This is a genomic window from Rhizobium sp. CCGE531, from assembly GCF_003627795.1.
Classification (GTDB): domain Bacteria; phylum Pseudomonadota; class Alphaproteobacteria; order Rhizobiales; family Rhizobiaceae; genus Rhizobium.
The window spans coordinates 3,205,192-3,230,189 of the sequence record NZ_CP032684.1 but is presented as its reverse complement, the minus strand read 5'-3'; the positions used below and the strand labels follow the sequence as shown (position 1 = coordinate 3,230,189).

Annotated in this window: 19 protein-coding genes and 1 tRNA gene; 8 read left to right on the top strand and 12 right to left on the bottom strand. The window is 60.7% G+C overall.

The genetic code is table 11. From position 1 onward, the window contains the following. Positions 1–2: 2 nt before the first annotated feature. The 3 genes from CCGE531_RS15765 to CCGE531_RS15755 all read right to left on the bottom strand — a co-directional run bounded on the left by CCGE531_RS15765 (position 3) and on the right by CCGE531_RS15755 (position 6,337). Positions 3–3,323 carry a transglutaminase family protein gene (locus CCGE531_RS15765; protein ID WP_120665023.1) on the bottom strand — a complete coding sequence of 1,107 codons (3,321 nt, stop codon included), beginning with the start codon at positions 3,321–3,323 and terminating at the stop codon, positions 3–5. 182 nt (positions 3,324–3,505) lie between these two features. Then, positions 3,506–4,933, bottom strand: a complete 1,428-nt coding sequence (locus tag CCGE531_RS15760) for a mannose-1-phosphate guanylyltransferase/mannose-6-phosphate isomerase (protein WP_120665022.1) — start codon at positions 4,931–4,933, stop codon at positions 3,506–3,508. 291 nt (positions 4,934–5,224) lie between these two features. Beyond that, positions 5,225–6,337, bottom strand: a complete 1,113-nt coding sequence (locus tag CCGE531_RS15755) for a DUF475 domain-containing protein (RefSeq protein ID WP_120665021.1) — start codon at positions 6,335–6,337, stop codon at positions 5,225–5,227. A 419-nt stretch (positions 6,338–6,756) separates the two neighbouring features. Between CCGE531_RS15755 and CCGE531_RS15750 the strand changes: the two genes are divergently transcribed. Continuing rightward, a complete protein-coding gene (locus CCGE531_RS15750) occupies positions 6,757–7,008 on the top strand; it encodes a hypothetical protein (protein ID WP_120665020.1) in 252 nt (83 codons plus the stop codon). A 33-nt stretch (positions 7,009–7,041) separates the two neighbouring features. Here the strand turns inward: CCGE531_RS15750 and CCGE531_RS15745 are convergent, their stop codons facing one another. After that, positions 7,042–7,512 (bottom strand): hypothetical protein, encoded by a 471-nt coding sequence (locus tag CCGE531_RS15745; RefSeq protein ID WP_120665019.1) that lies wholly within the window; start codon positions 7,510–7,512, stop codon positions 7,042–7,044. 172 nt (positions 7,513–7,684) lie between these two features. Next, positions 7,685–7,927 (bottom strand): hypothetical protein, encoded by a 243-nt coding sequence (locus CCGE531_RS15740; protein WP_120665018.1) that lies wholly within the window; start codon positions 7,925–7,927, stop codon positions 7,685–7,687. A gap of 212 nt (positions 7,928–8,139) precedes the next feature. On the opposite strand from CCGE531_RS15740, the gene CCGE531_RS15735 reads away from it, so the two are divergent. After that, positions 8,140–8,448, top strand: coding sequence for a hypothetical protein (locus CCGE531_RS15735; RefSeq protein WP_120665017.1), 309 nt, complete (start codon positions 8,140–8,142; stop codon positions 8,446–8,448). A 137-nt stretch (positions 8,449–8,585) separates the two neighbouring features. On the opposite strand, the gene CCGE531_RS15730 is transcribed toward CCGE531_RS15735, so the two are convergent. Both CCGE531_RS15730 and cpdR1 read right to left on the bottom strand, forming a co-directional pair. Beyond that, positions 8,586–8,660 (bottom strand) — tRNA-Val (locus tag CCGE531_RS15730). Between the two features lie 84 nt (positions 8,661–8,744). Further along, positions 8,745–9,107, bottom strand: a complete 363-nt coding sequence (gene cpdR1 / locus CCGE531_RS15725) for a response regulator CpdR1 (protein ID WP_004117561.1) — start codon at positions 9,105–9,107, stop codon at positions 8,745–8,747. Between the two features lie 288 nt (positions 9,108–9,395). Here cpdR1 and CCGE531_RS15720 point away from each other — a divergent pair, with 288 nt between their 5' ends. Both CCGE531_RS15720 and hisN read left to right on the top strand, forming a co-directional pair. Then, on the top strand, positions 9,396–10,280 hold the full coding sequence (locus CCGE531_RS15720) for an N-formylglutamate amidohydrolase (protein WP_120666876.1): 885 nt from the start codon (positions 9,396–9,398) through the stop codon (positions 10,278–10,280). A gap of 553 nt (positions 10,281–10,833) precedes the next feature. Further along, positions 10,834–11,607 carry a histidinol-phosphatase gene (gene hisN, locus CCGE531_RS15715; protein ID WP_120665016.1) on the top strand — a complete coding sequence of 258 codons (774 nt, stop codon included), beginning with the start codon at positions 10,834–10,836 and terminating at the stop codon, positions 11,605–11,607. 101 nt (positions 11,608–11,708) lie between these two features. Here hisN and CCGE531_RS15710 read toward each other — a convergent pair whose 3' ends face one another. The 3 genes from CCGE531_RS15710 to CCGE531_RS15700 form a co-directional block, all read right to left on the bottom strand. Then, a complete protein-coding gene (locus CCGE531_RS15710) occupies positions 11,709–12,683 on the bottom strand; it encodes an alpha/beta hydrolase (RefSeq protein ID WP_120665015.1) in 975 nt (324 codons plus the stop codon). A 201-nt stretch (positions 12,684–12,884) separates the two neighbouring features. Continuing rightward, the gene (locus CCGE531_RS15705) at positions 12,885–13,952 is read right to left on the bottom strand and encodes a cyclic nucleotide-gated ion channel (RefSeq protein WP_120665014.1); all 1,068 of its coding nucleotides are present in this window, start codon (positions 13,950–13,952) and stop codon (positions 12,885–12,887) included. Between the two features lie 114 nt (positions 13,953–14,066). After that, positions 14,067–14,546: an Lrp/AsnC family transcriptional regulator gene (locus CCGE531_RS15700; protein ID WP_120665013.1), complete on the bottom strand. Its 480-nt coding sequence runs from the start codon at positions 14,544–14,546 to the stop codon at positions 14,067–14,069. A 131-nt stretch (positions 14,547–14,677) separates the two neighbouring features. Here CCGE531_RS15700 and CCGE531_RS15695 point away from each other — a divergent pair, with 131 nt between their 5' ends. Together CCGE531_RS15695 and CCGE531_RS15690 are read left to right on the top strand one after the other, a co-directional pair. Then, positions 14,678–15,094: a DUF2000 domain-containing protein gene (locus CCGE531_RS15695; RefSeq protein WP_120665012.1), complete on the top strand. Its 417-nt coding sequence runs from the start codon at positions 14,678–14,680 to the stop codon at positions 15,092–15,094. Positions 15,095–15,510: 416 nt separating this feature from the next. Further along, entirely contained in the window at positions 15,511–15,975 is a 465-nt protein-coding gene (locus CCGE531_RS15690) for an Hsp20 family protein (protein WP_120665011.1), read from the top strand. A gap of 105 nt (positions 15,976–16,080) precedes the next feature. On the opposite strand, the gene CCGE531_RS15685 is transcribed toward CCGE531_RS15690, so the two are convergent. Continuing rightward, the gene (locus CCGE531_RS15685) at positions 16,081–17,103 is read right to left on the bottom strand and encodes a bile acid:sodium symporter family protein (protein ID WP_120665010.1); all 1,023 of its coding nucleotides are present in this window, start codon (positions 17,101–17,103) and stop codon (positions 16,081–16,083) included. A 110-nt stretch (positions 17,104–17,213) separates the two neighbouring features. On the opposite strand from CCGE531_RS15685, the gene CCGE531_RS15680 reads away from it, so the two are divergent. Beyond that, positions 17,214–18,071, top strand: a complete 858-nt coding sequence (locus CCGE531_RS15680) for a LysR family transcriptional regulator (RefSeq protein WP_120665009.1) — start codon at positions 17,214–17,216, stop codon at positions 18,069–18,071. A 402-nt stretch (positions 18,072–18,473) separates the two neighbouring features. Here the strand turns inward: CCGE531_RS15680 and CCGE531_RS15675 are convergent, their stop codons facing one another. Then, positions 18,474–19,520 carry a low specificity L-threonine aldolase gene (locus CCGE531_RS15675; protein ID WP_120665008.1) on the bottom strand — a complete coding sequence of 349 codons (1,047 nt, stop codon included), beginning with the start codon at positions 19,518–19,520 and terminating at the stop codon, positions 18,474–18,476. Positions 19,521–20,087: 567 nt separating this feature from the next. On the opposite strand from CCGE531_RS15675, the gene gltB reads away from it, so the two are divergent. Further along, positions 20,088–24,827: a glutamate synthase large subunit gene (gltB, locus tag CCGE531_RS15670; RefSeq protein WP_120665007.1), complete on the top strand. Its 4,740-nt coding sequence runs from the start codon at positions 20,088–20,090 to the stop codon at positions 24,825–24,827. Positions 24,828–24,998 lie beyond the last annotated feature (171 nt).

Here is a 24,998-nt window from a genome sequence, read left to right as displayed (position 1 = left end):
TCTCAAATTCCCGCCGGCCGCCTGAGGTCGAGCGTCAAGGGGAATTCCACCGACGCAGTCTCCGGTCTCAAGGCGTAGCCACCCGCTGTATGCCCCCAAGGTTCGAAACGCGCAAGACGTCGCGCTTCAGCCTCGTTGCCGTTGACGGGGAATGTGTCGTAGTTCCGGCCGCCCGGGTGAGCAACATGGTAGATGCAGCCGCCGATCGAACGGCGAGACCATGTATCGTAGATATCGAAGGTCAGCGGCGTATCGATGGGCAGCACGGGATGCAGGCCCGAGGCCGGATGCCATGCCTTGTAGCGCACGCCGGCGACCGAAACGCCGGAAATTCCCGTCGGCGTCAGCGGCACGGGCCGGCCGTTGCATGTCACCGTATAGCGCGATGGATTGGAGGTTTCGAACCGAACCTGCAGACGCTCCACCGATGAATCGACATAACGCACAGTGCCGCCGACCGCGCCTTCCTCGCCCAGCACATGCCATGGCTCCAGCGCCTGGCGCAGTTCCAGCTTGCTGCCCTCATATTCCACTTCGCCACAGAAGGGGAAACGGAATTCGAGCTGCGCCTGGAACCATTCGGAGCGCAGATCGAAGCCGTTTTCGCGGAGATCGGCGAGCACGTCGAGGAAATCCTGCCAGACATAGTGCGGCAGCATGAAGCGATCATGCAGCGTCGTGCCCCAGCGCACGAATTTGCCGTCGATGGGGTTGCGCCAAAAGCGAGCGATCAGCGCGCGCACCAGCAATTGCTGGGCAAGGCTCATGCGGGCATTCGGCGGCATTTCGAAGCCGCGGAATTCGACGAGGCCGAGGCGCCCCGTCGGTCCATCCGGCGAAAACAGCTTGTCGATGCAGATTTCAGAGCGATGGGTGTTGCCGCTGGAATCGGTCAGAAGATTGCGGAACAGCCGGTCGACAAGCCAAGGCAAAGGCGGGATGCCGTGGTCGGGTGCCGGCACCTGGGCTATCGCGATTTCCAGCTCGTAAAGGCTGTCGTGACGCGCCTCGTCGATGCGGGGCGCCTGGCTGGTCGGGCCGATGAACAGGCCAGAGAATAGATAGGAAAGGGAAGGGTGGCGCTGCCAGTGCAACACCAGGCTCTTCAGCAGATCGGGACGGCGCAGGAACGGGCTGTCGTTCGGATTGGCGCCGCCGACGACGACATGGTTGCCGCCGCCGGTGCCGGTGTGACGGCCGTCGATCAGGAACTTGTCTGTACCGAGACGCGTTTGCCGCGCCTCTTCATAAACTGCCGTGGTAATGTCGACGCATTCCTGCCAGTTCGATGCGGGATGGACGTTGACCTCGATGACGCCGGGATCGGGCGCGACGCGGATGACGTTGATGCGCTCGTCCTGCGGCGGCGAGTAGCCCTCGATATGGACCGGCAGCCCGAGATTGGCGGCTGCATTCTCGGCTGCCGCCAAAAGTTCGAGATACTGCTCGATCCCTTCGGTCGGCGGCATGAAGACGCAGAGGCGGCCGTCACGCGGCTCGACTGAGATGGCCGTGCGCACCGCGCCACGGATATCGCCGAGTGTCTGTTCGACGCGTGATTGTGTGCTCTCACCGGCCTGGAACGAGGCTTCCGGCATGGCACGGCCCGCCGGCACGATGACATCGGGCAACGGTGCGCGCGGAATGGAGGGGTCGACCGTGTGGATATAGGGATAACGCGACGGCGGCACATAGGGCAGGGTGCCAAGTGGCAGGCGGTAGCCTATCGGCGAGTCACCCGGCATCAGATAGATCTTGCCGCGTCGCGTGCTCCATTTTTCACTAACCCAGCGCGTGCCTGAGGCTTGTGCATTCCAGGCCTGCACGGGAAGGACAAAGCCGGTCGCTGTCGTCAAGCCCCGCTCGAAGACGCGGGCGATGCGGCTGCGCTCCTCGGGGTCCTTGAGTTTCGAATTGGACGGGTCGACGTTTTCCGGCAGGCCGCCTTCCTTGATGATCCATTCGGCCGGGTCTTCGTAGGCCGGCAGCACCATGTCGGGCTCGATCGCCAGCTCCTTGGCGATCGCGGTCAGAAGCTTACCAGCATCCTCGGCGTTCGCGCCGGTCCTTGCTGTCTCTTCGGCGATCAAGGCGGGATTTTGCCAAACGGGCTTGCCGTCCTTGCGCCAGTAGAGCGAGAAGGTCCAGCGCGGCAGGCTTTCGCCCGGATACCACTTGCCCTGGCCGTAGTGCAGGAAGCCGCCGGGCGCGAAGCGATCGCGCAGGCGGCGGATCAGCTGATCGGCCATGTCGCGCTTGGTCGGGCCAACCGCGGCGGTGTTCCATTCTTCCGACTGAAAGTCGTCGATCGAGACGAAGGTCGGCTCGCCGCCCATGGTGAGGCGCACGTCATCTTCGTTGAGAATACGATCGACCTCGTTGCCGAGAGCATTCAGCGCATCCCAGCTTTCGTCGGAGAAAGGCTTGGTGATGCGAGGGTGCTCGGCGACGCGCACGACCTTCATGTCGAAGTCGAATTCGATGTTGGCCTCACCGAAATAGCCGCCCGAGATCGGCGCGGCGTTGCGGTAATGCGGCGTAGCGGCAAGCGGGATATGGCTCTCGCCGGTGAGCAGCCCCGAGGTCGGGTCGAGGCCGACCCAGCCGGCGCCGGGAAGGTAGACTTCGGCCCAGGCATGCAGGTCGGTGAAGTCGACCTCCGTGCCGGAAGGGCCGTCGAGCGCTTTCAGATCCGGTGTGAGCTGGATGAGGTAGCCGGAGACGAAGCGGGCGGCGAGGCCAAGGTGGCGGAGCACCTGAACGAGCAACCAGCTGGTGTCGCGGCAGGACCCCCTGGCTTTTTCCAGCGTCTCCTCGGGCGCCTGCACGCCGGCTTCCATGCGGATGACATAGCCGATCTCCCGCTGCAGCCGTGCATTGAGGCCGACGATCATGTCGACGGTCTTTTGTTCCGAGCGATCAAGTGTGGCGAGGAAGGCTTTCAACCTGGGGCCGGGCTCTTCCGGCTTCACATAGATGGAGAGATCCTCGCGGATCGTCTCGGGATAGTCGAAAGGCCATTTGGTGGCTTCCTCTTCGACGAAGAAGTCGAAGGGATTGTAGACCGTCATGTCGGCGACGAGATCGACTTCGATCTTCAGCTCGGTCACCGGATCGGGAAAGACGAAGCGGGCGAGATAATTGCCGTAGGGATCCTGTTGCAGGTTCACGAAATGATTTGACGGCGTGACCTTCAGCGAGTGGCTCAGCACGCGCGTCTTGGAATGCGAGGCGGGTTTCAGGCGGATGATTTGGGGACCGAGGCGAACCGGATTGTCGTATTTATAATGGGTGAGATGATAAATGCTTGCCTTGATCGCCATATGTCTCTTCGCCTAGCCCGCATCGTTGTGCGGTGATTGCTGTTCCCACGGGTAGTGTGTGCAATGCAGCGAAAGAAAGCAAGGCGTCTCTCGGCGCTTCGGGAAGTCCTACCGTGTAACGCCGAAACAAAAACGGCGAGCTTTTGCCCGCCGTTCTGAAATCGCTGGTTTGCTGCTTCTGATCAGCTTCTGCCGAACTCGTCGACCAGGCGGATGATGTCATCCTCTCCGAGATAGGAGCCGGTCTGCACTTCGATCAGCTCCAGCAGGATCTTGCCGGGATTGGAGAGGCGATGTACTTCGCCGAGCGGGATATAGATCGACTCGTTTTCGCGCAGCATCTGCACGTTCTCGCCGACCGTCACTTCGGCCGTGCCCTTGACGACGATCCAATGCTCGGAGCGATGGTGATGCTTCTGCAGCGACAGCTTCTTGCCGGGAAGTACGAAGATGCGCTTGACCTGGAAGCGCTCGCCGTTCAGCACCGACGTATAGCCGCCCCACGGGCGATAGGAGGTCGGATGCGTCTCGGTGAGCTTGGCCGTCTTCTTATCGCTCGCCAAGAGCTTTACGAGCTTTCCGACTTCCTGGCTGTCCTTGATATGGCCGACATAGACGGCGTCTTCGCTGGCGATGACGGCGACGTCTTCAAGACCCTGCACGGCGACATGAAGGCTATGCGTCATCACGAGAGAATTCTTCGTGTTGACCAGTGTCGTGGCGCCGGCCGACACGTTGCCGCTTTCATCGCGCTTGCCGACTTTCCAGACGGCATCCCAGCTGCCGAGGTCGGACCAGGTGAAGGGCGAGGGAACGACCGCGGCGTTCGCCGTCTTTTCCATCAGCGCGTAGTCGATGGAAATGTTGGGGCTCTTGGCGAAGGCGTCGGCATCCAGACGGGTGAAATCGAGGTCGCGGGTTGCCTTGGAAACGGCCTTGCTGGCGGTCTTCTCGACGTCGGACGCATATTCCTTCATTTCGTCCAGAAGCTGAGCGGCCGAGAACATGAACATGCCGGAGTTCCAGTAGAAATGGCCGCTGGCAACCATCTCCTCGGCCTTGTCCAGCGCCGGCTTCTCGACGAAGCGCTTGACGGCATGGGCGCCCGTCGAAAGCGCCTTGCCGCTTTCGATATAGCCGTAGCCGGTGGCTGGTTCCGTCGGCTTGATGCCGAAGGTGACGAGCTTGCCCTGAAGCGCGGTGTCGCGCGCCTGGCGCACGCAATCGTAATAGGTCGCGTTGGCGTCGATCTCATAGTCCGAGCCGAGGACGTGCATGATCGCGTCCTTGCCGAAAAGCTCGGTGACGAGCGCGGCGGCGGCTGCGACGGCGGCGGCGGTGTTGCGGGCGACCGGCTCCAGCAGCACGGCTGCCAGTTTCAGGTCGAGCTCGCGGGCCTGTTCCGCAACGAGGAAGCGGAATTCCTCATTAGTCAGGACGATCGGCGCTTCGTAAAGCTCGGGATCGGCCACGCGCTCCAGCGTGTTCTGAAACAGCGTCTTGTCGCCGATGAACTGGATGAATTGCTTCGGAGCGGATGCGCGCGATAGCGGCCATAGCCGTGTACCCTTGCCGCCTGCCATAATCACCGGAACGATCTTTGCTGTCATATTCTGCCTCTCCTAGACACTTCATTCGAGAGCCGACCGCCAGGAAGCGCAACCGCTGCGCTTCCGCCATGCTCCTTCGACAACGTCAATCGCCATTGCGATATTTTTTGGCAAAACGCTAGCGCTAATATGCCGGCAACGTAAACATTCGGCGATCTTCGCCTGGAAACTCCAATGAAAATCCGCTGGAGGCGCTATCCCGAGTGAAAAGACGGACGCCGCCGAGAAGCGGCCTCCGCCATAAATGCACCATGACTCGTCCGCAAGCGGCAGCCTTCGGGGCTTTGCTGTCTACGCTTCCGCCCTGTCTTGTTCTTCGTCGTGCTGTTTGTCGTGCGCTGGCACATGGTCGAGGCCGTTGCGCCTGTTGTAGCGGATCGACGACCAGAGTGAGATGCCGATCAGGGCCGCGCCGCCGAGGCCGGTGATGACTTCCGGAATGTGGATCAGCGTCTGCACATACATGATCACGGAGAGGATCAGGATGGCGTAGAAGGCACCGTGCTCGAGATAGCGGTAATGGGCAAGTGTGCCCTTTTCCACCAGCATGATCGTCATGGAGCGGACATACATGGCGCCGATGCCGAGGCCGATGGCGATGATGAACAGGTTCTGCGTCAGGGCGAACGCGCCGATGACACCGTCGAACGAGAAGCTGGCATCGAGGATTTCGAGATAGAGAAATGCGCCGAAGCCGCCCCTTGCGGCCGCGCTCATCGTCTTTTGCGAAGCATCCAGGAAGCCGGCCAGGACTTCGACCAGGAGGAAGGTCAGGAGACCGTAGATCGAGGCGTGCAGGAAGGTCGTCGAATCGTCGCCGTCGAGCACGGAGCTGAAGATGAGAACGAGAATCAGCACGAAGGCGATTTCCACGCCCTTGACGGTGGCGAAATGCGCCATGCGCTTCTCTATGAAGCCGATCCAGTGCACATCCTTTTCGTGGTTGAAGAAATAGGTCAGGCCGACCATCATCAGGAATGTGCCGCCGAAGGCGGCGATCGGCAGATGCGCATTCTGCATGATCTCAGCGTATTGCTCCGGTCTGGTGGCGGCGAGCTTCAGTGCCTCCCATGGATCGATCCAGGCGGCGATCGCGACGATTGCCAGCGGAAAGACGATGCGCATGCCGAAGACGGCGATGATGATGCCCCATGTCAGGAACCGATGCTGCCAGACCGGCGTCATCTCCTTCAGCTTGTTGGCATTGACGATGGCATTGTCGAAGGAGAGCGAAATCTCCAATACGGCGAGGACCGCGCAGATGAAGAAGGCCGTGGCGAGGCCACCCATGGTGCCGGTAGTATTCCAGCCCAGGAAGGCGCCGAGAGCAAGGCCGCCGATAGTGACGGCGAAGGCCCAGCCGAAATAGCCGAGCACGGATTTGGAGGCGGTGGGCGGCGTCATGGGCGCACCTCGCCGCAAAGGGACTGATGATTTTCGGATGGAGCGGGCAGCCGTATGCCGAGGACGGCATGCGGGCGAGGCATGGTCGAGCTGTTCATGAAAGAAGTCCGCCGGCTCATCTGCAGGCGGTACCGACATCGCGAGAGCGCCGTGAAAACTCTCGCCAGAGGGGCCCGGCACCAAAGTCCAATCCGTCGCCGATGTCAGGAAGGCGCGGAGATAGCCAATAGTTAGTGAAGTCGCGACACAGGTCAAGAGTTGAAATAGCGGTCGCCCCCGTTGCTCCCAATAATTGCGAATTTGGGGAACCAAACAGAAAGGGCCGCGTTTGGCCTTCAGGCATGTTTGCGCCGTCCGCCAAGCGGATCCCTCAGGCGGATCTGTTACCTTCAAAACAGCGATCGACAGGAGAAGCTCCCATGAGCCCCGATCCCATTCACCGCAAGGAACAACCGCGGAAGCCGGAATTGACGGAGCGGCAGAAGAAGGCGCGGCCGAACACGCTTCGCCAGGCGCAGGTACTGCCGCCACATCAGGTGGATCTGACGCTGCATCCCGTGACACATGAGGATGTGCACGTCCCCGCCCATGTCAACGGCGCGGACCTCTCGCGTGAAGCGCCGGCCGACGACAACCATGACCACAAACAAAAGAGTGGCCGGCGGCATTAACCGGGCCGAGCCTGGTGCGACGAAAATGCTTGCTTACTTGTGCCGGGGGGCCTTGCCGTCGGAGGTGAAGCTGCCGTTGAAGCTCATTTCCGGGGATTTTGCCGAGCATTGGATGGCGACCGGCTTGCCTGCATAGGGATTGGCAAAGGTGCACGTGCCCTTTGCCTCGACCTGGCCGGATATCTTGCTGCCGGCCCCTGTCGAGATGACATCGATCGGGAGCTGCGCGGTTCCCTGCTGATTGCCGGGCTTGATGCCCTTGCCGTTGCCCTGGAAGCCGAGCATCTTGCCGCCCGATGTGAAGATGAAGGTCACCGAGCCGTCGGGGCCGGTCACGCTGGCGATTTCGGCCTTGCACCCCTTGGAGGCATCGAACTTGCCGACCACGAGTTTGGAACATTTTCCACTGACGACGGTGACGCCTTGCGACGGAAAATTTTCCACTGCGCTGGCCGACGTGGCGGCCAAGACGGTCAATCCAAAAGCAATGCCTGCGAATCGCATAAGAGGGGCTCCTTTCAAGCCCGCGCAGGTTCGCCGATCAAAATGTGGCAGTCAACCCAAGGAGGGCGCAAGCCCAAAGCGGCTGGCGATCGATCCGATCGATCATTGCGCTTCAGGCTCGTGACCGGAGCACGCCGCCATCGCAAAACGACCGCTCAGGGTTGAGCAGACCTTAGTGCGGGGCTGCTTCCTGGACGAGCGAGCCGATCAGCTGCAGCAAGGCATTCTGGCGGTCGCCGCCGCCAGCCAGGAATTCGTAGAGGGTCATGGTTTTCTCGCTGCCGCCGTCGACGACGTAATCCGCCTGGCGAATGACGTAGACCTCGCCGCTGTCGGTGTCGCGGGCGAGGTGGAACATGTATTCGTCGCCATTGACCTTGTGGTTCTTGTAGAACTGCCGCTTCATCACCGTCATCTCATCCTCCCGTATGATCGATGCGCTGATATGACAGTAGGATGACGGCGCGGCCGGAAGTCAAGCGGCTTCTGGCGGGAACTTGTGTCGCAGGCAGCGTGCGACTCGCAATCGCCGCGGACATCAGCATGTGATTGGCTATCTTCCAAAAGGCGATTATTCTCGACCTGCGCTCGAATTTTCGAGACGCTGCAAGTTGGAGATCGAAGCACATGAGAATGATGTTAGCGCTGGGAGCGATTTTAAGCCTGGCATGCGTCTCCGCGGGTGAGGCGCCTTCAAACTATCAGACCTATCACGGTATTCGCGCCGACAGCGATCCGGTGGTGCTGGCAAAATACGACCAGGCCCTCAATCGCTGCGAGCCCGAGGCCTATTCCTGGTACCGCGGCTCGCCGGATCCGAACAGCACCCTCTATTGGCTGGCACTGAGAGCCTGCCTCTACCGTCAAGGCTTTGTCGATCGCGGCGCCTACGCATACCCGACGACGGCAGTGTTCCGCCATTTTCTGGATCGCTGATAGTCTGCAATTCGCTTCAGGCCGAGGGCTTTTCTTCGGCCAGATCCGCTTTGGTGATGCTCGGGCTTTACCCGCCGATATGAAATGAAAAAGGCCTTTCGATTTCTCGAAAGGCCTTGCTTTTCAGCGAATTAGGATGGTGGGCGTGACAGGGATTGAACCTGTGACCCCTACGATGTCAACGTAGTGCTCTCCCGCTGAGCTACACGCCCATCCGATGGCGGCGCATAGATCACAAAACCTCGGTGGCCGTCAATAGGCTTTTTTTCGGTTTTGTGACGTGGCCGCCGAAAGCCTTACGCGGCAAGGAGTTTGTTGACTTCGTCGACGAGCTCGCGAAGGTGGAAAGGCTTGGAAAGGACCTTGGCATCCTTCGGCGCTTTCGAATCGGGGTTCAGCGCGACGGCGGCAAAGCCGGTGATGAACATGACTTTCAGGTCCGGATCGAGTTCGGTGGCGCGCCGCGCCAGCTCGATGCCGTCCATCTCCGGCATGACGATATCGGTCAGGAGCAGCGAAAAGGGCTCTTCGCGCAGCCGGTCATAGGCGCTTGCTCCATTGTCAAAGGACAAGACCTTGTAGCCGGCTTTTTCGAGTGCCTTCACGAGAAAGCGACGCATGTCGTTGTCGTCTTCGGCAAGAAGTATCTTCTGGGTCATCATCTCTATCGCTAATCAACTTTGTCTTGTTGGACTTGTCCAGCTTTTAGGTTAGCGCCACGCCGTAAACAAGCCGTGAATAGTCGGCCAAAACGCGCCAATCCCGCTTTTGTTCAAAGCATGACTTCGTTCCGCGAAAACGCCCTGCGTTTCCGCTGAGCGGACATCGGGAGATTTCGAATACTGCGCTTTGGATTAAGGCCATTTCGGTCAAGTTACTATGGACTTGCGGTCATGCAACTGGCAACATGATTGCTGCGACAAGTTGTTGACATGGTAAAGACGTTGATGTCCGCGGAAATGCGTAGTTTCGAGATTTTCGAGGTATTGGAGCCCGCCTCCCAGACGATACCGTTTGTCTACAGCTCGCCACATAGTGGTCGCATCTACCCCCCCGATTTCATCGCTCAATCCCGCCTCCAGGGCATCGCCATCCGCCGCTCGGAAGATCACTACGTCGACGAGCTTTTTTCGGCGGCGGGCTCCCTCGGCGCGCCGCTGCTGCTGGCCAATTTTCCGCGCGCCTACATCGATGTCAATCGCGAGCCCTATGAGCTCGACCCGCGCATGTTCGACGGCGCCTTGCCGCCCTACGCGAACATCAATTCGCTGCGGGTCGCCGGCGGGCTCGGCACTATCCCGCGAATCGTCGCCGAAAACATGGAAATCTATGCGCGGCGCGTGCCGGTCGAGGATGCGCTGATGCGCATCGACACGATCTACAAGCCATATCATGCGACGCTTCGGCGGCTGATTGCGCGCACCCATGTCAAATTCGGCTTCGGCGTGCTGGTCGATTGCCATTCCATGCCCGGCAATATCCGGATCGCCGGCAGCAATATGCGGCCCGATTTCATCCTCGGCGACCGTTATGGAACGAGCGCTTCGGCGGAGCTTTCGCGTGCCGCCATGCAGATCCTCGAGGAGCTCGGCTTCAACGCGGTGCGCAACAAGCCCTATGCCGGCGGCTTCATCACCGAGCATTACGGCCGTCCCTCCCGCGGGCTGCATGCCCTGCAGATCGAGGTCAACCGCTCGCTCTATGTCGACGAGACGACGCTGGAGAAGCGTCCGGATTTCAACGAGGTCGCCACCGCCATTACGCTTTTCATGAAGCGCATGGCCGAGCATGTGGAATCCTATACGGGCGATCCGGCGCTGGCTGCCGAATAGGGACTATCTCGCCCCTTGCGGGCGAGAAAGCAAAATCAGCATTTAGCTTTAGCTAAGTGCTAGATTTTGCAAGAGAGGGGGTAGGCGTGGCGCACGCAGTCTCCGAATAGGGCGAGCAAGAAACGGACCCCCGCTCTGGCAATTTCAATGGCTTAGAAATTGCGCCAGGCTTTTGAATACGTAGCACACTCGGTAGCGCAATTCCTAAACCAGTGAAATTGCTTTCTCGCCCGCCAAGGGCGAGATCACCTCGTGCTTGTCGCATCCCATGAAATAAAAAAAGGCTTTCCTCCAAAAAAGAACCGCGCTTGTGGCGCGGCTAAGTCTAGGGAGGAAACACCCAAGGAGGGTATTTACAGTCAGAAGACTGTAGCCGGATATTGATACCGCATTGCACAAATGTCAAGCACTTTATTGCACTGCAAAATATTTAGGCAGATTTGGAAATTCTGCCTGATCGGCAGGCATGCCGCCCGCCGCGTCATCATCCGGTTTGCTTCACGGCCTATATGGGATATGACATCGCCCATCCTGTCACTTACGCGGATTGACCATGCTTCCCGATCGCTCGTTCTTCTATCGTCTGGCCGAGGCGGCCAAGGCCGAAACCCTGCCGCGCTTTCGCGCCGGCATCGATGTGGTCAACAAGGAAGCCAGCGGCTTCGATCCGGTGACGGAAGGGGACCGCGCCGCCGAAGAGGCGATTCGCGCGTTGATCGAGGCCGAGTTTCCCGATCACGGCATTCTGGGCGAGGAGCACGGTAGCGTCGGACTCGACCGCGAGCATGTCTGGGTGATCGACCCGATCGACGGCACCCGCGCCTTCATCTCGGGCGTTCCGGTCTGGGGAACGCTGATCGGCCTGCAGAAGAACGGCCGCGCCATCATGGGGCTGATCGACCAGCCTTTTACGGGCGAGCGCTATTTTGCCGACGGCAATGGCTCCACCTATTCGGGGCCGGATGGTGAAAAGCGACTGCAGGTCCGCGATTGCGGTAGTCTTTCGAATGCAATCCTCTTCACCACGTCGCCGCATCTCTTCGTCGGCGAGGAGCTTGCCAAATATCGCGAGATCGAAAGCCAGGTCCGGCTTTTCCGTTATGGCACGGATTGCTATGCCTATGCGCTGCTTGCCGCGGGCCATATCGATCTCGTCATCGAGAATTCGCTGAAGCCCTATGATGTCGGCGGTATCATTCCCGTCGTCGAGCAGGCCGGCGGCATCATGACCACCTGGGATGGCGGCCGGCCGGAGATGGGCGGAACGATCATCGCTGCCGGCAGCCGCACCGTTTATGAACAGGCTTTGGCTGTCCTGTCGCGATAGAGCAAATCCAGGAAAAGTGCGTAGTGGTTTTCCGTCCGGAATTGCGGAAACAAACGAATGGAGTGATTTGGCGATTCGATGAAACGCCAAATCACTTGGCGTCAGGCTTCCGCTTCTATCTCGTAGGCGTTGGTTTCGGCATCGCTGCCGGGAATGAAGGCGTTGATCGCGGCGAGCGCCTGATTTCGGTAGACATCGCGCTCCTGCAGGATCTCATGCTTGGCGCCATGAATGGGCACGAGCTGGGCGGCGCGGAAATAACGCGACAGCCGTTCTTGATCGGCATAGGGCACCACGCCGTCCCGTGTCGGCGCGAGCAGGACAGTGGGGACGTGAATCGAGAACAGGTGTTCGGGCCTGTTGACCCGTTCGATCGCCCGCAAGGCTTGCGACAGCCAGCGCGCCGTCGGCGGACCCAGGCAAAGCTGCGGATAGGTGGCGCCGATGCCGATGTTGCGCCGATAGCGCTGCTCGTCCGTCGTCAACGGATTGTCGGCGAAGGGTCTTTCCTTGAATTTCTTGCTGAATTGCATCCGGCCAAGGCCGATGCCGCTGACTGTGCCGGAAAGAAAGCGGATGAAGGCCGGCGAGACGCCGTGACCGGTCAGGCCGATGAACGGGGCCGATAGCACCATGCGGTCGATGCGGGTTGCAAGCCCCGGTGCCGCCGAGAGCGCGATCAGCGCGCCCGTCGAATGGGCTAGCAGAAAGAAGGGCAGGCGCGTATCCGGCAGGACGATCTTGTCGAGGAAGGCCGTGAGGTCGCACTCATAGTCGGAAAAGTGTCGGATATGGCCGCGCAAGGGATCCTTCAGCAGCCGTTCCGATCCACCCTGGCCGCGAAGATCGAAAGTCGCGACCCATAGGCCCTTGGCGGTGAGGTTGCGGATCGTCTCGAAATATTTCTCGATGAATTCGTTGCGGCCCTGCAGCAGAACCACGGTCCCCCTGGCAACCGGCTGCTCGCAGCGGAAGATGGCGTAGCGCAGCTTGCGCCCGTCGAAGCTCTCGAAAAACCCCTCGGTGCGGTTCTCCGGAACCGGATTATCTGCCGTGGAATAGAGAATCGAATCCATGGCGATGTCGCGCCTCGCTGACAAATGGCTCATCTCAAGGGGATAGCGCAGGTGGAGCGAATTGCAACAGGTTTATGGTTTTTCTCCGAATGGTGCGCACGGGGCGACGCGACAGCCGTCCTCCACCTGCCTATCGTTGCCCGATATCGAGAGGAAAGCTCTTGAAAGGCTTGATCTCCTTCCGCGCGAAGGTCGTCCGCATCAGGTCTTCGGCGTCGCACCGCGGCGTTCGAGCGCTGTTTTGCGGATGATGTCGGCGATCTCCGGGCTGCTGCTCGACAGCATCTGGAAATCCGACGAATAGAGCGACAGCAGGGAGACTTCAGTTGCGGCGCTGACGGTCGCCGAGCGGGGCTCGCCGCTGATCAGCGCCATCTCGCCGAAGAAGCTGCCGGAGCCGAGCTCCACGGGGTTCGGTGTGGCGACGCTGACGCGGCCCTCGACGATGAAGAACATCTGGTCGCCGGTCTCGCCCTTGCGGCAGATCATACCGCCGGCCGGTACGACACGGGGTCTCAGCGCCCGCACGATCTCGATGAGCGCGGCCGAGCCCAGCTTCTGGAACAACGGCACCGCCGCAACCAGCTGCCAATTGCGCACGAAGTCCTGGCGACGAACTTCTTCGTAGAAACCGGTGGCGAGGATGCCGGCCCAGAGCGCAAAGATGCCGATTCCGCTCATCATGACCAGCCCGGCAAGGACGCGGCCGGCGAAACTTTGCGGAATTTCGTCGCCATAGCCCGTGGTCGACAGCGTGACCACCGCCCACCACATTGCCAGCGGGATGCTGCCGAACTTGTCCGGCTGGACGTCGCGCTCGATGATATAAGCTGCGAGTGCCGCGCCGAACAGGACGATGCCGAAGATCGAGGTGACGCCGATCAGGTTGCGCGCTTCCTTGGTCAGGACCCTGCCCAGCAGCCGGAAGAAGGTCGAGCCGCGCAGCGGCTTCAAGAGCCATATGGCGCAATAGAGGCCTTGGTCACGCCCCCGGACGAAAAAGAATGCGGCCACGGGGACTAATACGGCAAGCACGTCGATGGTGATTTCCAGCGCCCTGCCGCGAACGCCTCTCGTCCGCTGCATGATCAGCGTCTCGATCAGTTGCAGACCGTAGGCAGCCCAGATGCCGGCGAGCAGAACGTGCAGGATGAGCCTGGTCAGTCCGGTTATATCAGGCGTCGTGAGTGCCGCCACGGTCAACAGACCGATTGCAGCGAGCACCGCGTTCAGCGATGCGGAGATCTTCGAAAAAGGGAGCGCCGACATTCAATACCCCGGGGTGGGCTGCCACTTACTTAGAATAGGATGACCTAGAATAGGATGGCTTCTATCCAAACGTAAAGGGCTCGCAGGATATGCGCGACAGCCAGGCGTTGTGTGTTATCGCTGCCCGACCTCAAGCGGAAGGCCCTTGAAAGGTTTGATTTCCTTGAGCACGAAGGTCGTCTGCATTTCCTTGATGCGCGGCAATCGGCGAACGACGGCCATGGCGAAATCCGCATAGCTGTCGAGATCGGTCGCGACCACTTGCAGCAGGAAATCCGCGTCGCCGGCGATGCTGTAGCAGGCTACGACTTCGCTGAGCTTCAGGACGTCGCGCGAGAACTCCTCGGCTTCGGCCTCGCTGTGGCTGTCGATCTTCACCCTGATGAAGGCGAGAACGCCGAGCCCGATCCGGCGTCGGTCAAGCGTGGCCGAATAGCCCTGGATCACGCCTGTTTCCTCGAGCTGGCGCACGCGCCGCCAGCATGGTGATGTCGAGAGCCCGACTTCGGAGGAAAGCGCCTGGTTGGTCAGGCGTCCGTCCTTCTGGAGCGCGCCGAGGATGCGCAGATCGATGGGTTCAAGGGTATCAGGCATATCCTACCTAAGTCTCAGTTGAATTTGGTAGACTCTACCATAATTATATTCATAGTGGCAATGAAAGGTAAGAATATCCCGGATCTCGGAGATATCCTGTGCGCACATAATCTCAACAGCAGCAGGTCTCCATGCTTCCCGATATTCGTCTTGCCATCGTCATCAATCCGGCATTGCCGCTCGGCCTGATCGCCAACACCACCGGCGCCATCGCGATCGGGCTGAGTGCGAAATTTCCCGCACTTGCGGCGCGTCAATTGACCGATAGGGAAGGGAGGACCATCGACATCAGCTCGAACATGCCCGTTCCGATACTGCAGGCGGATGCCGAGACCATACGATCTCTGTTGCTGAAGACCTTGCCGGTGGAAGACGACCGCGCGGTCGTTCCCTTTCCCGGTTTCGCCCGCTCGCTGCATGATTACAGGGAATATGAGGCGACGTTTCCCGATCGCGATCTCGCTGGTGAAACGATCGACGGCCTGGGGCTGGCGGGGCCTTCGAAATGGGTGAAGTCGCTCACCGGTTCGCTGAAATTGCTGCGGTAGCTGTGTGCTTTGACGCAATTCCGGACGGAAAACCGCTTCACACTTTTCCTGGAATTGCTTGGGCGCCCAAAAGAAAAAAGGCCGGCTTGCGGAGATAGAGAGATCCGCTTCGCCGGCCGAGCAAGGACTGAAGAAGAAGGGACGATACACTTCAGTCATCGGACGATGGTGTTCCGATGGTCGATTGGTAGGCCGGCCAGCCTGAACGGGTTCCGAACCATGCGTTCATCTGTGGTTCACGCAGTGTTTTTCCTTGGGATTTTACCGAAGCGCGCAGGGGCCTTGAACTCCGGAAACGCGATCCCCATCTCCATCCTGCGGGTGCCAAACGGGCTCGCAGAACCGTCCCGAGGCCGCCAGGAGTGGGGCCGTGGGGCAAAGCTTGAAATCGCAATTGTCGCTCACAGGAGGACTCCATGCGTCACGTAGACTTCTCTCCCCTTTATCGTTCCACCGTCGGTTTCGATCGTCTGTTCACCATGCTCGACAGCCTTGCCCAGCCGGAACAGGCCCAGACCTATCCGCCCTACAACATCGAGCGCACCGGTGAAAACACCTATCGCATCACTATGGCCGTTGCAGGTTTCGATGAAAAGGAACTGAGCATCGAGGCTCACGCCCACGTCCTTCACGTCAAGGGCGAAAAGAGCGAAGAGCCGACCGAGGCCGGCGAATATCTCTATCGCGGTATTGCCAAGCGCGCCTTCGAGCGTCGTTTCCAGCTCGCCGATCATGTCGAGGTCCAGGCTGCTTCGCTGAAGAATGGTCTGCTGCACATCGATCTGCTGCGCAACATTCCGGAAGCCATGAAGCCCCGCCGCATCTCCATCGCGGCCGAGACCGTGGAAACCGCCAAGGCCATCGAGGCACATATCAACTAATGCAGGCTGGCGGTCTTCGACCCTCAAGCCTTTGATCCTCCCAAGATCAAAAGAAGCGGCGCTCTATCGGGGCGCCGCTTTTGCTTTGTCGTGATGTCGAAGGGCTCAGGCCGCGTTGGTGGCTTCGCCTGATTTTGCGTCTGCCTGTGCCTTCGCAGCCTCGCGTCGCTTGGCCGCGTCGGCATATTTCTGGGCAAGCACGGCGCAGGTCATCAGCTGGATCTGATGGAACAGCATGAGCGGCAGCACGATGGCGCCGATGCCCTGGCCGGCGAAGATGACGTTGGCCATCGGCACGCCGCTTGCCAGCGACTTCTTCGAGCCGCAGAAGGTGATGGTGATCTCGTCAACCTTCGAGAAGCCAAGGGCGCGGCTGCCGAACATGGTGATGCAGATCACCATCGCGAGCAGCACCATGTTGGCGACGATGACGGTGGCGATGTCGATCACCGAAAACGTGTGCCACAGCCCCTCGACCACGGCCTCGCTGAAGGCGGAATAGACGACCATGAGGATCGAGCCGCGATCGACCGGCATCAGGATCTTCTTCTTCGAGCGGATCCAGCCGCCGATCCAAGGCTGCAGCAACTGGCCGGCGATGAAGGGAGCGAGCAGCTGCAGCATGATCTGCCACAGGACATCCCAGGAAAAGCCGCCCTGGCCGCCGACCGAAAACAGGATGCCGACGAGCAGCGGCGTCAGAAACATGCCGAAAATGTTGGAGGCGGAGGCGGCGCAAATCGCGGCGGGCACGTTGCCGCCGGCGATGGAGGTGAAGGCGATGGAGGATTGCACCGTCGAGGGCAGCACGCTCAGGAACAGCATGCCGGTATAGAGCGACACGGGCAGGATGCTGTTCGGGACGATATGGCCCATGGCCAGCACCAGCAGAGGGAAGATGCCGAAGGTCGTCAGCAGAATGACGAGATGCAGCCGCCAGTGCAGCATGCCAGCGATGACGACATCGCGCGACAGGCGCGCGCCATGCAGGAAGAACAGCAGCCCGATGGCGAAGTTGGTGGCGATGCCGAAATAGTGAGCGCTTGCACCCTGCACCGGAAAGAAGGACGCCGTCAGAACAGTGAGCACCAGCAGCATGGTGAAGGTGTCAGGAAGAAAGCGGCGCATCGTGCCTACCCCAATCGCAGTTATAAGTCTTGAAGATTATTCCTTGCAGATAGACCTATCCTGATCCACGATGCAAGGAATAACAGTTATCGTAATATAGGATAAGCGCGATGCTAGACCTTACCCAGTTGCGCAGCTTCGTCGCCGTCGAGCAGATGGGCAGCTTCACGCTGGCGGCGGAACGGCTCGGCCTCGGACAATCGACCGTCAGCCAGCATATACAGCGGCTGGAGACGGAGCTCGGCCGCAAGTTGCTGGCGCGCGACACGCATCGGGTCATCCTGACCGGCGACGGCGAGGCCTTGCTCGGGCATGCACGCCAGATGCTGTCGATCGAAGGGGAGGTGCGGCAACTTTTTGCCGGCAACAGCCTGCGCGGCAATCTTCGGCTCGGCGTTTCCGAGGATTTCGTCACCAGCCAGCTTCCCGACGTGCTGGAGGAATTCGTCCGCTCGCATCCGTCCGTCGATCTCGAGCTGACGGTCGCGCTCAGCGGCACGCTCTATGAAATGCAGGACAATGGCGATCTCGATCTGGTGCTTGCCAAGCGCCGGCTCGGCGATGCAAGGGGCAAGCTCGTCTATCGCGAGCCGCTGGTCTGGCTGGCGCGCGATCCGGAGCGCATTCGCAGGCTTGCGGCACCTTTGCCGTTGATTGCCTTTCCCGCGCCCAGCGTTACTCGTGCGGCGGCGCTGGAGGCGTTACGCCGGCAGCAGGTGCCGTGGCGAATCGTCTGCACCTGCGGCAGCCTCAGCGGGCTGACGGCGGCTGCCCGCGCTGGCATGGGCGTTCTCGTCCAGCCGCAGAGCATGGCGCCTGCCGGCTTGAGCGAGATTACGCCGGGCTGGCTGCCGGCGCTGGAGGATGTCGAATTCGTGCTGGTGCCGCGCAAGGGCGCCAATCAACTGCTGATCAACGCCCTGTCGGAAGACATTCTGACAAAGGTCCGGGGGCCAAAATCGAACTGAGTGTGATGCCAATCGCGACCTCACGATAAAAGCAATGCGGATCATGCGGATAGCGCTGGGAATTTTCCGGCATCTCCTTTGCCGGCTGTCGTTTTCTTTCTCGCGCCGTGACTTACGGCGCGTGGGTTTCAGTTCAAAGTCAGCTTCCGCTGCTATCTTAGGTGGCGATGGGTGAACTGCGGGAGGATATCCGTCCCGATGACATATGATGCCATCTTCATTTCCGGACTTGTAGTCTGCGTCGCGGCAATGACGATGATCATTCATCATAAGCCCGCGTCCGATCGCGATGATTTATCGAACTTTGCAATATTCGCCTATCGGAAACAAAACTAACCCTCGTTGTCGCCATTTTTGGCGCCGTCCGGCTCGAAGCCGGCTCCGGCGCTCTTTTTTATGCGGTCAGGCCAGGCAGGCGAGAAAGTTCGCCACATCGGCCTCGGTCGTGGCGAAGCTCGTCACGAGACGGATCAGGGTTTCATCATTGCCGACCAGATCCGGTTGCGATTCCGGGATCGGCCATTCGTAGAACTTCGCCCCCTTGTCCTCGGCTGTCTTGGCAGAGGATTTCGGTATGATCGCGAAAATCTCGTTCGACGCCGTCGGCCAGGCGAGGCGGGCGCCTCGCGCATTTTCGATGCCGGCGCGCAGGCGATCGGCCATGCCATTGGAATGGCGGGCCAGATCGAGCCAGAGGCCGTCCTGGAAATAACCGTCGAACTGGGCGGCGATGAAGCGGGATTTCGAGAAAAGCTGGGCGGCGCGCTTGCGGATGAAGTGCATTTCCTTTGCCTTCTCGGGATCGAAGAAGACGATCGCCTCGGCGCACCAGCAGCCGTTCTTGGTGCCGCCGAAGGAAAGGATGTCGACGCCGCGCTTCCAGGTCATCTCGGCAGGGCTGGTGCCGAGCGCGACCAGGGCGTTGGCGAAGCGCGCGCCGTCCATATGCAGCGGCAGGCCGTCCGCCTTGGCGACGGCGGCGATGGCATCGATCTCGTCGAGCGAATAGACAGTGCCGATCTCGGTTGCCTGGGTGATCGTCACGGCGGCGGCGCGGCCGTGATGGATGGCATCCTGCGGGAAGCGGGCAATTTTCGCGGCCAGCGCTTCAGGGTCGATCTTGCCGGACCCACCCTTGACCGTTGCCAGACGCGCGCTGCTGAAGAAGTCCGGCGAACCGCATTCGTCCTCGGAAACATGCGCCTCGCTGTGGCAGAAGGTGATGCCGCCTGGCTTCTGGACGCTGGCGAGCGACAATGAATTGGCGGCGGAGCCGGTCGCAACGAAGAAGACGGCGACGTCGCGCTCGAAGATCTCCGAAAACTTTGCCTCTACTTTCTGATCCAGATCGCTCAAGCCGTATGCGGTCGCAAAGCCGCCGGACTCGGCAAGCAGACGTTCCGCGATCTTGGAATGGGCGCCGGCCCAGTTATCAGAGGCAAAAAACATTAGAGTACACCAATTGTAAGGAGTGAATTGCAGGCGGGATAAATAGGCCCGGCGGGACATTACGCCAATGCAAGAACCTATCAAGCGCATGAACTTGAAGAATGCATCACAGAAATTGATGTACGCAATCAATAAATAAAATGATGCGCCGCAGCGAAACTTTATTGCTTGATTTATGCGGCATTGGCAATCTTCAGTCTTTCGCTGACGAAATTTTGCCGTTTTGCTCTTGCGAAGGCGGTCGCTTTCTGGCATAGAGCTGATGAATTAGGACAGTGTTGCTGTCCTATTTTGGCCGCCGAGGCCGAAGATGTGCTGGAGGGTCCTGACGATGTCGGGATTTCAAGCTATAGTTATCCGGAGCATGCCTTTTCAAGCCTTTCAGGCGATCGGCAATGCGGCGGTGGAATAGCAAGGCGCGGAACGCTGACGACGGGCTCCCCCGTGGGGGTCGCGGTTCGCGGCCGGATCTTCACAATGCAACAGCGCTGTCGCGCGTCGGCCCCGGAAACGGACCGCGCGGGACGAAGGAGCGCCCGCGACGCGGGCCTTACCGGAGGGAAGACGATGACGAACAGGACGACGTCCACGAGTTTTGACCAGGCCGCAGCAGCCAATGCTACCGCTACGGCCAAGACGTCGAAACGCGCCGATCGTTTGCCATCGGTCGGCATCCCGCCGAAGCAGGGCCTCTACGATCCGCGCAACGAGCATGATGCTTGCGGCGTTGGCTTTGTCGCGCACATGAAGGGCCAGAAGTCGCACCAGATCGTGCGCGACGGCCTGTTCATTCTCGAGAACCTGACGCATCGCGGTGCCGTCGGCGCCGATCCGCTGATGGGCGACGGCGCTGGCATTCTCGTGCAGATCCCCGACCGTTTCTTCCGCGAGGAGATGGCCCTGCAGGGTATCGTCCTGCCGAAAGCGGGCGAGTATGGCGTCGGCCATTTCTTCCTGCCGCGCGACGAGGCGCTGATCGAGCATTTCAAGACCGCCATCAAGCAGGTCGTTGCCGAGGAAGGCCAGGTGCTGCTTGGCTTCCGCGATGTGCCTGTCGATAATTCCTCACTGTCGAAGGCGCCCGATATCGCCGCCACCGAGCCGCACCATGTGCAGGTCTTCATCGGTGCCGGCCGCGATGCCGGCACGAACGAGGAGTTCGAGCGCCGCCTCTTCACCCTGCGCAAGGTGATCTCCAACCGTATCTATGCGGAATATGAGGGCGAGGAGAGCAGCTTCTACCCCGTGTCGCTGTCGAGCTCGACCATCGTCTACAAGGGCATGTTCCTGGCTTACCAGGTCGGCGCCTATTATAAGGACCTGTCCGACCCGCGTTTCGAGACGGCGGTTGCCTTGGTGCACCAGCGTTTCTCGACCAACACGTTCCCGTCGTGGAAGCTCGCGCATCCCTACCGCATGGTCGCGCATAACGGCGAAATCAACACGCTGCGCGGCAACGTCAACTGGATGGCCGCGCGCCAGGCATCGGTATCCTCGCCGCTGTTCGGCGAGGATATCTCCAAGCTCTGGCCGATTTCCTATGAGGGGCAGTCGGACACGGCCTGTTTCGACAACGCGCTCGAATTACTCGTGCGCGGTGGATATTCCATGGCGCATGCGATGATGATGCTCATCCCCGAGGCATGGGCCGGCAACCAGCTGATGGCTGCCGAACGCAAGGCGTTTTACGAATATCACGCTGCCCTGATGGAGCCGTGGGATGGTCCGGCGGCTGTTGCCTTCACCGACGGCAAGCAGATCGGCGCGACGCTCGACCGTAACGGCCTGCGTCCGGCCCGCTATCTGGTCACCAACGACGACCGCATCATCATGGCGTCCGAGGCTGGCGTTTTGCCGGTCGAGGAAGAGAAGATCATTCAGAAGTGGCGCCTGCAGCCGGGCAAGATGCTGCTGATCGACATGGAAAAGGGCTGCATCATCTCCGATGACGAGGTGAAGTCCGAGCTTGCCACCAAGCATCCCTATCAGAGCTGGCTCAAGCGCACGCAGCTGATCCTCGAAGACCTGAAGCCGGTGGAGCCGCGGGCGCTGCGCCGCGACGTGTCGCTGCTCGACCGCCAGCAGGCCTTCGGCTACACCACCGAGGACACCAAGCTCCTGATGTCGCCGATGGCGACGACGGGGCAGGAAGCCGTCGGCTCCATGGGCACGGATACGCCGATCTCGGCCATGTCCGACAAGCCGAAGCTGCTCTACACTTACTTCAAGCAGAACTTCGCGCAGGTGACGAACCCGCCGATCGACCCGATCCGCGAGGAGCTCGTCATGAGCCTCGTCTCGTTCATCGGCCCGCGCCCGAACCTGCTCGACCATACCGGCATGGCAAACGCCAAGCGCCTGGAAGTTCGCCAGCCGATCCTGACCAATGGCGATCTCGAAAAGATCCGCTCGATCGGCCACACCGAGGACCGCTTCGACACCAAGACGCTCGACTTCACCTATGATGTCGAACGTGGCGCCGAAGGCATGCCCGAAATGCTCGATCGTCTCTGCGAACGGGCGGAAGCCGCCGTTCGCGGCGGCTACAACATCATCGTGCTCTCCGACCGCCAGATCGGTCCGGACCGCATCGCGATCCCGGCGCTGCTGGCGACCGCGGCCGTGCATCACCACCTAATCCGCAAGGGCCTGCGCACCTCCGTCGGCATCGTCGTCGAGACCGGCGAGCCGCGCGAAGTGCATCATTTCTGCCTGCTGGCCGGCTACGGCGCGGAAGCGATCAACCCCTATCTCGCCTTCGACACGCTGCTCGACATGCACCAGCGCGGCGAATTCCCGAAGGAAGTGGATGCGACGGAAGTCGTCTACCGCTACATCAAGGCCGTTGGTAAAGGCATCCTCAAGGTCATGTCGAAGATGGGCATCTCGACCTATCAGTCCTATTGCGGCGCGCAGATCTTCGATGCGATCGGCCTGCAGCAGGAGCTGGTCGACCAGTATTTCTTCGGCACGGCGACCATGATCGAGGGCATCGGTCTGGAGACGATCGCCGAGGAAACCGTATCCCGTCACAAGGCTGCCTTCGGCCGCGATCCGCTGCTGGCGAGCACGCTCGATATCGGTGGCGAATATGCCTACCGCATGCGCGGCGAAAGCCACGCCTGGACGCCGGATGCCGTGGCCGCCCTGCAGCATGCGGTGCGAGGGAATGCCGAGGACCGCTACCGCGAATTCTCCGAAATGGTCAACGAGTCGGCGCTCCGGATGAACACCATCCGCGGCCTGTTCAAGATCAAGGGTGCAGAGGCACTCGGACGCAAGCCGATCTCGGTCGACGAGGTCGAGCCGGCCGCCGATATCGTCAAGCGCTTCTCGACCGGCGCCATGTCCTTCGGCTCCATCAGCCGCGAGGCGCATACGACGCTGGCAATCGCCATGAACCGCATCGGCGGCAAGTCGAACACCGGCGAGGGCGGCGAGGAATCCGACCGCTACATGCCGCTCCTTGACGGCTCGCCGAATCCGGAACGCTCAGCCATCAAGCAGATCGCCTCCGGCCGCTTCGGCGTGACGACCGAATATCTGGTCAATGCCGATATGCTGCAGATCAAGGTGGCACAGGGCGCCAAGCCCGGCGAAGGCGGACAGCTGCCCGGCCACAAGGTCGATGCGACCGTTGCCAAGACCCGGCATTCGACGCCGGGTGTCGGCCTGATCTCGCCGCCGCCGCACCATGACATCTATTCGATCGAGGATCTGGCGCAGCTGATCTTCGACCTGAAGAACGTCAACCCGACCTCGGATGTGTCGGTCAAGCTCGTCTCGGAAGTCGGCGTCGGCACGGTTGCCGCCGGCGTCGCCAAGGCGCGCGCCGATCATATCACCGTCTCCGGCTATGATGGCGGCACCGGCGCTTCGCCGCTGACCTCGCTGAAGCATGCCGGCTCGCCTTGGGAAATCGGCCTTGCCGAAACGCAGCAGACGCTGGTGCTGAACGGGCTGCGTTCGCGCATTGCCCTGCAGGTGGATGGCGGTCTGAAGACCGGCCGCGACGTCATTATCGGCGCGCTGCTGGGCGCCGACGAATTCGGTTTCGCCACCGCGCCGCTGATCGCGGCCGGCTGCATCATGATGCGCAAGTGCCATCTCAACACCTGTCCGGTTGGCGTGGCCACCCAGGACCCGGTCCTGCGCAAGCGCTTCAAGGGCACGGCGGAGCATGTCATCAACTACTTCTTCTTCGTGGCCGAAGAAGTGCGCGAGATCCTCGCTTCGCTTGGCGTTGCCAAGCTGGACGATATCATCGGCGCTTCCGAGCTTCTGGAAAAGGACGATATGCTCGCCCACTGGAAGGCCAGGGGCCTCGATTTCGGCCGCATCTTCCACAAGGTCGATGCGCCGAAGGAAGAGACCTACTGGACGACGGTGCAGAAGCATCCGATCGACGACATTCTCGACCGTAAGATGATCGAGAAGGCGGAACCGGCGCTTTCTTCCAAGACGCCCGTCGCCTTCGAGGTCGATATCAAGAACGTCGACCGCTCGGCCGGCGCCATGCTGTCGGGCGCAGTCGCCAAGCGCTACGGTCATCGCGGCCTGAAGGACGATACGATCAACGTCACCCTGAAGGGCACCGCCGGTCAGTCCTTCGGCGCGTTCCTGGCGCGCGGCGTGACCTTCAACCTCGTCGGCGACGGCAACGACTATGTCGGCAAGGGCCTTTCGGGCGGCCGCATCATCATCCGTCCGCCGGAGAACTCGAAGATCGTCGCAGAGAACTCGATCATCGTCGGCAACACCGTGCTCTACGGCGCAACCGAAGGCGAGTGCTACTTCCGCGGTGTCGCGGGCGAGCGCTTTGCGGTCAGAAACTCCGGCGCGATCACCGTCGTCGAAGGCGTCGGCGACCATGGCTGCGAATACATGACCGGCGGTGTCGTCGTCGTGCTCGGCGAGACCGGGCGCAACTTCGCGGCCGGCATGTCGGGCGGGGTGGCCTATGTGCTCGACGAGAAGGGCGATTTCGCCCGTCGCTGCAATATGGCCATGGTCGAACTGGAACCGGTTCCCGAAGAGGATGAGCTCTTGGAGAAGCTGCATCATCATGGCGGCGACATCATGCACAAGGGACGCGTCGACGTCTCCGACGACATGACCCGCCACGATGAAGAGCGTCTCTACCAGCTGATTTCGAACCACGTCCACTATACGGGCTCGACGCGGGCCAAGGATATCCTCGATCACTGGGCCGACTACCGCCCGAAATTCCGCAAGGTCATGCCGGTCGAATACCGCCGCGCCCTTGAGGAAATGGAGCGCAGCCGGATGAGCGTGGCGGCGGAGTAATCCGCCCCGGCTCAAAAGCCAGCCGAGGGTTTCGCCTCGCACTGCGATCGCCGCCCTGGCGATCGCGACTGTCGAACAGCGGAATCGGATTTGAATTAAAGTGCCGGACAGGGAAACTTGGATGACCCTCAGGCACGGGAGCCATAAGCTCCTCTTTTAGAGTGAGGAAAC